General features: G+C 59.0%; 13 protein-coding genes. 7 read left to right on the top strand and 6 right to left on the bottom strand.

The features are described from left to right. Nucleotides 1–71 precede the first annotated feature (71 nt). The 7 genes from ACVCMB_RS06040 to ACVCMB_RS06010 all read left to right on the top strand — a co-directional run bounded on the left by ACVCMB_RS06040 (nucleotide 72) and on the right by ACVCMB_RS06010 (nucleotide 6,325). The gene (locus ACVCMB_RS06040) at nucleotides 72–977 is read left to right on the top strand and encodes a DNA adenine methylase (protein WP_447106415.1); all 906 of its coding nucleotides are present in this window, start codon (nucleotides 72–74) and stop codon (nucleotides 975–977) included. A 10-nt stretch (nucleotides 978–987) separates the two neighbouring features. Then, a complete protein-coding gene (locus ACVCMB_RS06035) occupies nucleotides 988–1,581 on the top strand; it encodes a hypothetical protein (protein WP_447106414.1) in 594 nt (197 codons plus the stop codon). Next, complete coding sequence (locus ACVCMB_RS06030) at nucleotides 1,578–2,756, top strand: DGQHR domain-containing protein (protein ID WP_447106413.1); 1,179 nt, start codon at nucleotides 1,578–1,580, stop codon at nucleotides 2,754–2,756. The genes ACVCMB_RS06035 and ACVCMB_RS06030 overlap by 4 nt, the downstream gene beginning before the upstream one ends. Nucleotides 2,757–3,392: 636 nt before the next feature. Next, a complete protein-coding gene (locus ACVCMB_RS06025) occupies nucleotides 3,393–3,917 on the top strand; it encodes a hypothetical protein (RefSeq protein WP_447106412.1) in 525 nt (174 codons plus the stop codon). After that, the gene (locus tag ACVCMB_RS06020) at nucleotides 3,918–4,253 is read left to right on the top strand and encodes a hypothetical protein (protein WP_447106411.1); all 336 of its coding nucleotides are present in this window, start codon (nucleotides 3,918–3,920) and stop codon (nucleotides 4,251–4,253) included. A gap of 880 nt (nucleotides 4,254–5,133) precedes the next feature. Continuing rightward, nucleotides 5,134–5,706 (top strand): hypothetical protein, encoded by a 573-nt coding sequence (locus ACVCMB_RS06015; RefSeq protein WP_447106410.1) that lies wholly within the window; start codon nucleotides 5,134–5,136, stop codon nucleotides 5,704–5,706. Between the two features lie 412 nt (nucleotides 5,707–6,118). Then, a complete protein-coding gene (locus tag ACVCMB_RS06010; protein WP_447106409.1) occupies nucleotides 6,119–6,325 on the top strand; it encodes a hypothetical protein in 207 nt (68 codons plus the stop codon). A 52-nt stretch (nucleotides 6,326–6,377) separates the two neighbouring features. Here the strand turns inward: ACVCMB_RS06010 and ACVCMB_RS06005 are convergent, their stop codons facing one another. The 6 genes from ACVCMB_RS06005 to parC all read right to left on the bottom strand — a co-directional run bounded on the left by ACVCMB_RS06005 (nucleotide 6,378) and on the right by parC (nucleotide 11,699). Beyond that, entirely contained in the window at nucleotides 6,378–6,923 is a 546-nt protein-coding gene (locus ACVCMB_RS06005; RefSeq protein ID WP_447106408.1) for a hypothetical protein, read from the bottom strand. Nucleotides 6,924–6,935: 12 nt separating this feature from the next. After that, entirely contained in the window at nucleotides 6,936–7,526 is a 591-nt protein-coding gene (locus tag ACVCMB_RS06000; RefSeq protein WP_447106407.1) for an AHH domain-containing protein, read from the bottom strand. Between the two features lie 393 nt (nucleotides 7,527–7,919). Continuing rightward, nucleotides 7,920–8,330 carry a transposase gene (locus ACVCMB_RS05995; RefSeq protein WP_447107224.1) on the bottom strand — a complete coding sequence of 137 codons (411 nt, stop codon included), beginning with the start codon at nucleotides 8,328–8,330 and terminating at the stop codon, nucleotides 7,920–7,922. Then, nucleotides 8,231–8,575, bottom strand: a complete 345-nt coding sequence (locus tag ACVCMB_RS05990) for a transposase (RefSeq protein WP_447106406.1) — start codon at nucleotides 8,573–8,575, stop codon at nucleotides 8,231–8,233. The genes ACVCMB_RS05995 and ACVCMB_RS05990 overlap by 100 nt, the downstream gene beginning before the upstream one ends. Before the next feature lie 191 nt (nucleotides 8,576–8,766). Then, a complete protein-coding gene (locus tag ACVCMB_RS05985) occupies nucleotides 8,767–9,267 on the bottom strand; it encodes a hypothetical protein (protein WP_447106405.1) in 501 nt (166 codons plus the stop codon). Nucleotides 9,268–9,461: 194 nt separating this feature from the next. After that, nucleotides 9,462–11,699, bottom strand: a complete 2,238-nt coding sequence (parC, locus tag ACVCMB_RS05980; protein WP_447106404.1) for a DNA topoisomerase IV subunit A — start codon at nucleotides 11,697–11,699, stop codon at nucleotides 9,462–9,464. Nucleotides 11,700–11,717: the final 18 nt, after the last annotated feature.

The following is an 11,717-nucleotide window of genomic DNA, read 5'->3' as shown; positions in this document are numbered from 1 at the left end:
TCGCCGGCACGAGGAATGAACGAGCATTCGATATCCGCCTATCGTTAGATGGCGCGAATTGAGGGGGCACAGTGAAGAAAAAGGATTGGTTCGCGACGCTCATCGATTCAAATGGGGCATTAAAATCAAGTGCGCCGGTATCGAACATATCAGAGCTCAATGAGACTCCCGCTGGTGGCGTGAAGATTTTGCCCTTCTTGAAGTGGGCGGGAGGCAAGCGTTGGTTAATGCCGACAGCAAGGCTCCTGGTACAGCAGCGATTTAACACATATTACGAGCCATTCCTAGGTAGTGGTGCAATGTATTTTGCGCTCCGACCCGCAATGGCAGTGCTGTCAGATTCGAATGAGGATCTGATGAACACCTACGCTGCTATCCGTGCAGACTGGCGTGCCGTATATATGGAGCTGAAACGCCATCATCGAAATCATTCTCCGGAATATTATTATCGAGTGCGCGCGAGTCTTCCCCGCACAGCGCATACGAGAGCAGCTCGCTTTATCTATCTGAATAGGACTTGTTGGAATGGCCTCTATCGCGTGAACCGCGATGGCGTGTTTAATACGCCCGTTGGCTCCAAGAAACATGTTGTCCTTGAAACCGATGATTTCGAGTTGGTGTCTTCAATTCTGGAGTCTGCTGTGTTAGCCAATGGCGATTTTGAGAAGATTATAAACATGGCTGGCGATGGCGATCTGGTTTTTGCAGACCCTCCTTATACGGTAAGGCACCAATTCAATGGCTTTATAAAATATAACGAAAAGCTATTTTCCTGGGCGGATCAGGAAAGATTGATGGAAGCGCTTCGTCGGGCAAAATCCCGCGGGGCGATCATCTTTTGCACGAATGCGGACCATCAAAGCGTCAGAGAGCTCTATGAAAAATTCTTTTCGCTGACGGCAGTTAGTAGATACAGCGCCATCTCGGGAACGAAGGCTTCTCGGGGAACTTTCGCCGAATTGATCATCACAGGGTAGGGGTCTCGGAATGACTCAGAAGATAGGCGGGGAATCTTTAAGGTCGCTATGGACTAAGGTGCCGTTACTTGGCTACTTGTCTTACTGTACTCGCAAGAATCACGCTGAGACCATCAAGGAGCTCTTCATTACCCTTGTGTTCTCGACAGCCACGTTCTGGATTTCTGCGCTTTTATTTGAGGCGTTCCTCGTTAATCGAGATGCGTCATTCATAGATTTGCTCTATAAGACCGCAAATGCGGGCCAACTTTTTATTTTTGCGGTAACGTTTTTGGGTCCTGTGTTCATTATTGCGGGCGATGATCCTGCGAAGGCAAAAACGTTTCCTAATCGTGGGCTACATCTCGTTCTTCTATTTCTTCTGGCCGTAGTTGGATCTAGTTTCTATGCTATTCAGCTCGCAGCGCGAGAGTTTCCCGGAGGCGTACACCTGAACTCTAGTTTCCTCTTCCGCGCTTCGGTAGTAATAGCCATCTTCTCCATTGCGTTACGTTATCTTGCTGTCGTCTATAGGAAAAATACACTGATATTTGATCCAGAGGCAGAGCTTGTGGAGCCGGCGCACGATTTTGCAGCTGAATTTGCGAAGAGGAACCGCGAATGAGCAATACAAACCATCGAAGCGTGCTCGACGAAGATTTCAGCATCGAATTACCCTGTGTGAGGGTTTCGCAGCCGATAGGCGACTTCTATGTGGCCTCTATAGACTCCGCGGTATTGGGGCAAATTACCTATTCTGATGTTCGTCGTCTGACAGAAGACCGCGAGATGGATAGGTATCTCGGTATACAACGCGAGGTCAATCCAAAGCGGGTGAAGGATATCGGTCAATACGTTAATACGGTCGATGCCTGCTTTCCGACAGCGGTTATCTTGGCGATTCCCGGTCGCTGTGCCGATTTTGATCCCGACAGAAGGATACTTACTCTGCATACATCGCTCGACGAGGACGACGAAGAGCGTAGAGTTAATAGATTAGAAATTGCGAGAGTCTTGGACGGTCAGCATAGAATTGAGGGGTTGAAGGCATTGGCAGATGGCCATCCGCCATTTGAGATAAACATTTCTGTTTTCGTTGAAATGGATATTGAAAGCCAAGCATATCTTTTTTCCGTAGTAAATCTTGCTCAAACCAAGGTCAACAAGAGTCTCGTGTATGACTTATTCGAATTTTCTAGAGCAAGAAGTCCGCAGAAGACCTGCCACCAAGTTGCGGTGGCGCTCGACACTACGGTTCCAAGCCCCCTCTATCAACGCATAAAGCGCCTTGGGGTGGCTACACATGGAAGGTTCACTGAAACTCTGACGCAAGCAACTCTCGTAGAATCTTTGCTTCCCTATCTTAGCGATGATCCGGTTAAGGATAGGGATATGTTTCTGAGAGGGCGTGTGCCGAGTAAGGTTGATATGCCAGAATTGCGGCGAACGATTTTCCGGAATATGTTTCTGGAAGAGCGTGATCTCGAAATTGCCGACGTGGTCTTCAATTTCTTTAAGGCGGTGGCAGAACGCTGGCCGGCTGCGTGGTCTTCGAGTGGTGATGGCATGATGTTGAATAAGACGAACGGATTCAAGGCATGTATGCGTCTTTTGAGACCTGCGTATTTGCATCTTACAAAGCCAGGATCGGTGGTTCCGTCCGGAGCATTCTTGACGCTCCTCAGAAAGTCGCATTTGAAGGATGAGGATTTTAATACGGACAATTTTAAGCCCGGTACGAGTGGCGAGCTCGCGCTTTTCAGGTCCTTGGTTAACGATTTGAACCTTGCGGCGAGCTAGTAACGCAAAAACGGGGTCAGGTTCTGAGGTTTTCCCACGAATTCACGGTGTCGCTCGCGTCTGTAGAAGGATATCGGAAGGCGGCGTGCGCAAGCGTTCGAGCCAGTGGCATGTTCGCTCCATGGGCCAGTCCCTGATCCAGTTAAAGGGCAGTCGATTAAAGGGGACGTGGCTAATTAAATGTCTTGCTGGCCGCTTGCCCGCGGTGGCCGCCCACGCGGGCGGCACACGGCAGGGTGTCCGAGGGTGGTTTCCACCATGCGCTGGAAGCGCTCGTCACCAAGCAAAAACGGGGTCAGGTTCACTTAAAGCAAAAACGGGGTCAGGTTCACTTACACCCGTTTGAACCGAAGCCTCGCGGTCTGTGCGCAGGCCTGATGCCGGCAAAGCGTTGAGTCTTCGCTTCGACCATGGCGCGGAAGTCGTCTCGACCCAAGGCACGTTGTTGTTGCAAAACGGGGTCAGGTTCACTTACAACCGTTTCAAAAGCAAAAAAGGTGTCAGGGACAATTTCCGACGATGGACGCTCAAATTGTCCCTGACACCCTTTTGCTCGTTGCATGAGGTAGGTGGGGAGTGTCGGGGAACCATGTAAGCCGGGTTCCAGGGATTTTTTGTACAGCAGCAGGGGGTAGTGTGGCGAACTGGTTTAAAGATGAGATGCAGGAAGGCAAACGCCACGCCGAGGAGTTGATCGATTACGCGGCTGAGCGTTTCGGCAAAACACTCGACGACAGGATCGATAAGCTGAAGGCCGAGACGGATGCCCTGATCACGGCGAAGCTGTCCGAGGTCAGAAGAGAAATGTCCGAGGCTGCCGATATCCAGAAGCGTTCGGCGATCAGTAATCTGGCGATCGCGTTATTCTCCGCCGTGTTGGTGGGGATCATCTCGGTGCTGTATCGGCGCTACGTGTCGGGTGACATGGACATCTACGGCATATTCCGCAGCTTCGTCTTGGCGTTGGCGATAGGGCATGGTATCTGGCTTGTGTCCAAAGGTATCTCCAACTACATCAACGCCAGCAAGTTGAAGAAAGATGCCGCCTTCTACGCCTCGCAGTACCTAGGTGTGTTTCGTATCCGCGGCGTGGCCGGGCATCTGGTCGTGTTGGCTGTTTTGATCGCAGTGGTCGTCTATCTCAACTTCTGGGTGCATTGAATGTCCGCGATTATCTGGAAAACCATCGCCGGGGCCGCCTTGCCAGCTCTCATCGAGCAGGCGGCCAAACTCTTTACCAAGGCCGATTCCACTGCGCAGGGAACCAGTGACTCACGACCGGCCGAGGATACGCCGCAGCAGAAGGTCGAAGCGTTGTCCAAACGGGTTGAGCAACTGGAGATTTCACAGGTTGCCCAAGCCAAACTGATCCAACAGACGCTGGAAGAACTGCAGAAGGTCACCATCTTGGCCGCGGCTCTGCAGGCTCGCGCCAACATGGCTGTGGTGATGTCCGCACTGGCGGTGATCGGCTGCGTACTTGCATTGATCTTCTGATGCGTCCCCTTCTTGCTAATTAAATTAAAGGGGACGAAATTAAAGGGGACGTGGCTAATTAACGTCTTCCCGGCTGCTTGCCCGCGGCGGCCGCCCACGCGGGCGGAAAAACAAAGGGGTCAGGTTCATTTAATCCAAAACAAAAACGGGGTCAGGTTCAATTACACCCGTTTGAACCGCAGCGTGGCGGTCTGTACGCAGGCCTAAAAACAAACTAAAGGGGACGAACTAAAGGGGACGTGGCTAATTAAATCTGTCATCCGCGCCGGTCAGCCTTGGTCGCCCGGAAAAAGCAGGAGCCACCTCAAGCGGAATAAAGCGGAATGGAATAGAATAAAGGGGACGTGGCTAATTAAGCCTCGTCCCACACGCCGGCCAGCCTTGGTCGCCCACGTGGGCGGCATGCGGCGGGGCGTCCCAGGGTGGTTTCCACACGATGGCAGCCTTCGCCAGGTGGATGGTCGGCATGGCTTGCGAAACCGCAGGGACGCAAAAAGGGGACGGAGGGAGTTAAATGCCATCGAGCTTTTCTTCCGTCCAGTTAAAGGAGACGTGGCTAATTAAATGTCTTCCTGGCTGCTTGCGCGCGGTGGCCGGCCGCCCGGGTGGGCGAAAAGGGGACGGATGAAGTTAAATGCCATCGAGCTTTTCTTCCGTCCGCGACCGTCTCCCGGGCCGCCGCACGCTCACTGGGTGGCCCAAGGCCTTTTCAATTAAATAGGACGCGGCGAATAAATCTCGCCGATCGTTTGCTAGCGCGGGCGGATTGCCCGGGGTTAATCAGCCATCTCCGCCCTTGTTCCCGATGGCTTATGGATCATGGCTTCCTCGGCGAGTACTCTGTCCTCGCTCACTCACCCAAAGCCAGCCGGAGAAAGACATGGGACTGTGCGGTTGCAAGCTCGCGACAAATGAGCAGGATCTCGACGCAGTTCCCGTGACCACCAGTTCGGCCCGGGTGGGAGCACTGCTGACGGAGATGCAGATCGTATCCACGGATGTGACCGTGACATTTCTCAGTGAGCCCCAGGCGCCTCCCTATTCGGTGGACGGCGTTGACTACAACTCCAGTCAGGACGTGGATGTTGTGGGAGGATATCGCGGTCGGTTCACCGGAATAAACCAGATCTCCGCCATCGGGAACAACAGTTTCCTGGTCTCCGATTCGTTCAGCCCATGTGTGCCGGTCATCATCTTTTCGCCGACAAACGTATGGCTCTTGCACGCCAACGGGACAGTCAAGGTCTCTGAAATCAAGAAAGTTGCCAGCGGGCACGATGTGGACATCTACATCATCAGGAAGGGGTCTTCTCGAAGCGCTCAAGTCGCCACGGCAATTTTCGACGAACTCCATGAGTATTCAGCTCAAATGGTGGATATCGATACCAACGAAATGATTGGTGTGGTTGTCAGCGCCGCCAGCAAAACCATTCTGGTCTATTGCCAAGGGTGAAAAGGCAAAAAGGGGACGGAGGGAATTAAGCCTCGTCCGGCGGGCGGTTTGCGCGTCGCGGCCTACCGCGGTGCCGTACGTGGGCCGGGCGGCCCATGGCCTTTTCGATCATCGTCTGGAACTTCGCGTCGGCCAGCGCACGGTCTTGTTCGAGATGCGCCCGGATGCTCGTCAGTTCGTCTTCGCCGACACCCTCACGCAACCAGGCCCGGTAGCACGCCGCGCGCGTCTGAGGATCACGATCCTGCGCCAGGAAGACCGGGTGAGGGTTCACCAACCGGTCCTCTGACAAGTCCAGGTTTGCGTCCACGCTTGACCAGCGGTACTGCTCGGGCAGCGCGACCGTGGCCGAAAGCTCAAATGACCGAGGTATGCGAATATTTCGCCCTGTTCGACCGCACGGAATGGCTCGATGAACTCCTCGCCCAAGCTGCCGACGAAGCATCCTGACCGGGTGGCCGAGCCGCTGGCCGGTGGCTGCGTTGTGTCGGCCTCGCTGCCGGGGAAGGGGGGTCTTTCCGACTGGGTGGAGTTGATGGAGGTGGTGGAGGCGTTGTGTCCGGTGTGGCCGGAGAGGGAGGGGTTGGGGGTGAAGGGGAAGTACAAGTACAAGCTTTGAGGGTGGTGGCTTGATTGGCCACGTCCCCTTTTTGCCAGGCACCCCGTTGCGTTCACGCTTTCCTGAAGCTCATGCCCGTGATGCCGGACTCGGCGATGCGCTTTTCAAGTTCCGATTTCGCGGCGTCGTTGACGTAGATGCTCGAGCGGTGGGTAGCATCCTTGAATATCGTCGCCTGGGTCGGGACCGCAGAGTCCTTGAACACCGGTTTTTTGATGAACCCGCCCGGCAGCACGTTCGACCTGTCGTGGTCGATGCAGTCGATGGCGTTGGTGATGTTGTAGTAGTACTCGACCTCGCCAAGCACGTCGATTTCGAGCAGTTGGCCGAACTGGCCGAGGAATTCGCCCAGCGCGTCGCGCGCCCTGGCGTTGAGCGCAAGGCTGCCGGGCCGGAACGGGCTTATGTCCACGCGTGGTTTTGGCTTCGATCGCTTCTTGTCGGTGAACGGTTGCAGCTTGGGTGGCTTCGACCAGTGGATCGGCGATCCGTCGCCGCCGAACTGGTCCCAGAAGTGCAGGTTGGCTCGATCGCTTTCGGTCGCCACGAGCATGGATGCCTTGTCGATCGAGTCGTTCGCAATTTCCCAGATTGTCATCGCATGGCCCGGTTAGTAGGGGAAGACGCCGTCGACCAGCTCTTGCTTGATCTGACGAAGCGCCAGTCTCCCGTTCTGAGGGTTGTTGGCTGGTACCGGCATGAGCCGCGCCAGGACATTCAAATGGTAAAGGTCGGTATGTATCACCGCATGCTTCGATGCGCCCGGAATGCTGGCCACCGTGGACTTCTTGTGGGCCGGCAGATACACGCCGTTGTCGACGTCGTTGATGCCTATGCACCATCGGAACAGCATCTTTCTCGCTTCGTCAGCGCGTAGATCCTTGGCCGCAACCACGTGGTGCGCGGACACCGTTCTGGGTGCGGCATCGACCGGCCGAATCTGACCCGCGGCCTTCATGTTGCGCGTCAGTTTCGTCGAGTGCCGTGTTGTTCGCTCGGCCTCGGCCATCAGTCGTTCTGCCGTCACCGGCAATGTGAAGCCATTCCTGTAAAGGGTTTCTCGCTTCTTCTTTCTGACGACGAGTTCGTTGCCAACCTCGTAGGCCACCGTTCCTTGGGCGATCCGATTTGCTCCCAGCCGCAAGCCGAGCAAGTCGAGATCGGGTTCACCCGAGCGGCTTTTCCCCTCATCGAACGCCATAAGTGCTCACTCCTGTGAAAGGGAACTCTACGTTCGCAGCGAATGGTAGCGGAAGCGAAAAAGTGGGGGCAAAAACGGTGGCAAGAACGGAGTGAGGTTGAGTTGGCCCGTTCGGCAGACCCCACTTGGCAGCGCGCGGGGGGGGTGGACGAGGGCTGGGGCGGTCCCTGCCCTTCGCTCGCGCCGTGACGTAACGGGCCCTGTTCGAGGATGCGCTGTCCATTGAATTGGCATCGGATATCCGCGACTACCCGCAGCAACAGAAGATACCGGGCTTGGATCGATTCCGCGCATGGGTCGAGGCAAGGGCTGGCCGTTTCGCCCGTTCGCGCGCCCGGCAGGCCGCCGCGGTGCCCAGTCCCCGGAAAAAGGGGTCGAAAAAAGGGGGCAGGTTCATTTAGTCCCGATTTTTCGCGGCTTGGGGGGTCTGCCGCGAGGCCTGACGCTGACTGAGCGTTGGGTCAGTGCTTCGATTTGCTGTCGAGAGCGTTCGCTGCCCCAGGCGCGCTGCTGCTGAGTGTGTTGGCGAAGGTCGTCGAGATGCTTTTCTTCCACGAGTTCATCGACCAGCGCGCGGTGGGCGGCTTGTCGTGTGGCAGGTGTGGTGGCCAGCAGCATGTATTGTTGGTGCGGCGTGATGAGCGGCGCTGGTTGTCCCATCGCGTTGTGGTGGTAGCTCGAAGGGTAGTCCGCGGGATCGTCGGTCATGTGGGCCCTGACGGGATTGAGCTCGATGTAGCGATAGCAGGTGAGCAGGTACCGGTCGGTATCGACCAGTGCTGCCTTGAAGCGTCTTTCCCACAAGGTGCCGTGCGCCGGTAGCGTGCATTGAAACTGCCGACGTAGCGGCGGCCTACCGCTTGCATCATGCGGGAGATGGCTCCGGTGGTGGCCGGTGTCACCAGCAGGTGGACGTGGTTTGTCATCAACACGTAGGCGGGGATCGCACAGTCGTGTCTGGATGATGCTCCACGCAACCCCTGCAGATAGCGCAAGTAGTCGGCTTCTCCCGCGAAGCAGGCTTGGCGGTCATTGCCTCGTTGAACCACGTGTTGCGGGATGGCGGGAAGATCGATACGGGGCTAGCGCGCCATGCCGTGCTTCCTGCGTTGGAGCGGATCAGGTTGCATGGCTGTTGAAACGAGTGCTGCCGGGAGCGCGCGCGTGGCGCACTTCCGTACGGCTCAATCTGGCGTAGGAAATGAACCTGACCCCTTTGGGCGCGAGTACCCCTGCCGCATCAATGACCGCGACCGTGGAAGTGGCTGGTGCCGCCGCCGACGGAGATGCTGATGCCGCCGCTCGGCTCGTCGCAGCTGCCGAAGGCCTTGGTGACGTTGACCGTGCCGGTCTGGTAGTTGCCGCTGAAGCGGCTGCCGCCGGCCACGCCCATGCCGACGCTGCCGTGGACTTGCGGCTGGTTGTAGGTGGAGTCGTCGCAGTCCGCCCGCGCGTCGCGGGCGACTTCGGTGTTGCCCAGGCGTCCGCTGGTGTCGCCGTAGTAGACGCCTGGCGGGTCGCGCGGTGGCGTGGCGGCGACGCTGTCTGCGGTGCGCGTGCGGGGCGTGGTGGCGGGAGCGGGTGTCGTGGCGTCGTTCGCAGGTGTGACCGTGGTGCTGCTGGCGGCTGGCAGTTCGCCGGGCGGGAGTTTGAGATTCAGCGGCTGGGTTGTGCTCTGCGCCCATGCCGGCGCGGCCAGCAAGGTGGCCAGCAGGGCGGGGAGAAGGCGGGGGACGTTCATGCGGACTCCGGGGTGATCACGTATCCAACGCGCGAGGCCGCGTCGGCGTGTACATCCCTGTTGGAAAGGCGGCGCGCCGACAAGTTCCGGGAGGCGTCACGACCTGTCTGTCGTAGGAGCCCGCTTGCGGGCGATGCTTCTGACGAGGTCGCCCAAGAGCATCGCCCGCGAGCGGGCTCCTACGGGTGTTCGGTTCAGCCGGTGGTTTCGATGCGTTCGACGCGACGCAGGCCGCGGGGGAGCAGGTTGCCGCGGGTGGCGCGGTTGCCGCCGTACTCGACCAGGTCGGCCCACTTCAGGGTGAGCTTGCGCGCGCCGGCGTACAGGGTGACCTCGCCCTTGCCTTCGGCGACGACCGCCACGCCGGCCACGCGCTCGCCCTCGGCCAGCTGCTTCTTGGGGATCTCGATCAGCTTGTTGCCCTTGCCCTTGTCCAGTTCCGGCAGTTCGGCCACCGAGAACATCAAGAGGTGCCCTTCGCTGGTGACCACCACGATGCGGTCGCGCGCCGGATCGGCGCTGACCTGCGGCGCCAGCACTTTCGCGCCGTCGCTGAGCGAGATGATCTGCTTGCCGGCCTTGTTGCGGCCGGTGAGCGATTCAAAACGGTTGACGAAGCCGTAGCCGAAGTCGGTGGCGAGGATCAGCCGCGTGTCGTTGTCGCCGGCGACCACCGCGTCGAAGCTCGCGCCCGCGGCCGGGCTGAAGCGGCCGGTCAGCGGCTCGCCATTGCCGCGCGCCGAGGGCAGGGTGTGCGCGGGCGTGGAGTAGGCGCGGCCGGTGGAGTCGATGAACGCGACCTGCTGCGTGGTGCGCGCCTTCACCGCGGCGAGCAGGCCGTCGCCGTCGCGGTAGTTCAGTGCCTCGGCGTCGATGTCGTGGCCCTTCGCGGCGCGCGCCCAGCCCTTCTGCGAGAGCACCACGGTGACCGGTTCGCTGGCTACCAGCGCGCTCTCGTCCAGCGCATGCGCCACCTCGCGCTCGACCAGCGGCGAGCGGCGTGCGTCGCCGAACTTCTCGGCATCGGCGCGCAGTTCGTCCTTGATCAGTCCCTTCAGCTTGGCCGGCGATTTCAGCAGCACGTTGATGCGCGCGCGCTCCTCCTCGAGCTGGTCGCGCTCGGCATTGATCTTCATTTCCTCCAGCCGTGCCAGCTGGCGCAGGCGGGTTTCGAGGATGTAGTCGGTCTGCTCCTCGCTGAGCCGGAAGCGTGCCATCAGCACCGGCCTGGGCTCGTCCTCGCTGCGCACGATGCGGATGACTTCGTCGAGGTTGAGGTAGGCGGTGTGCAGGCCTTCGAGCAGGTGCAGGCGACGGTCGACCTTGGCCAGGCGATGTTCCAGGCGCCGGGTGACGGTGCTGGTGCGGAAGCTCAGCCACTCGGTGAGGATGCGCTTGAGGTCCTTCACCTGCGGCCGGCCGTCCAGGCCGATCATGTTGAGGTTGACGCGGAAGCTCTTCTCCATGTCCGTCGTGGCGAACAGGTGCTGCATGGTCTCGTCCGCGTCGACGCGGTTCGAGCGCGGCACGATCACCAGCCGGATCGGATTCTCGTGGTCGGACTCGTCGCGCAGGTCCTCGATCATCGGCAGCTTCTTCGCGCGCATCTGCGCGGCGATCTGTTCGAGGATCTTCGACGGGCTGACCTGGTGCGGCAGCGCGGTGATCACGATGTTGCCTTCCTCGCGCTGGTACACCGCGCGGGCGCGCACCGAACCGCCGCCGGTCTGGTACATCGCCAGCAGGTCGGCGCGCGGGGTGATGATCTCCGCCTCGGTCGGGTAGTCCGGCCCGCGCACGTGCTCGCACAGGTCGGCGACGCTGGCGTCCGGATCGTCCAGCAGGCGGATGCACGCGGTGGCCAGTTCGCGCAGGTTGTGCGGCGGGATGTCGGTGGCCATGCCGACCGCGATGCCCATCGAGCCGTTCAGCAGCACGTGCGGCACGCGCGCCGGCAGCCAGCTCGGCTCGTCCATGGTGCCGTCGAAATTCGGCACCCAGTCCACCGTGCCCTGGGCCAGCTCGCCGAGCAATGCCTCGGCGATCGGGCTGAGCTTGGATTCGGTGTAGCGCATTGCGGCAAAACTTTTCGGGTCGTCCGGCGAGCCGAAGTTGCCCTGGCCGTCGACCAGCGGGTAGCGGTAAGAGAACGGCTGCGCCATCAGCACCATCGCCTCGTAGCACGACGAATCGCCGTGCGGATGGAACTTGCCGATCACGTCGCCGATGGTGCGCGCGGACTTCTTCGGCTTCGCGGTGGCGGCCAGGCCCAGCTCGCTCATCGCGTAGATGATGCGCCGCTGCACCGGCTTCAGGCCGTCGCCGACGAACGGCAGCGCGCGGTCCAGCACCACGTACATCGAGTAGTCGAGATAGGCCCGCTCGGCGTATTCCTTCAGCGGGATCTGTTCGTAATTGGCTTGCAGGTTCATGGAGTTGGATCAATCAGG

The organism is Rhodanobacter sp. UC4443_H10 (assembly GCF_052978325.1).
Note: the sequence above shows the minus strand (reverse complement) of the source record. Positions and strands in the feature narration are given on the sequence as shown.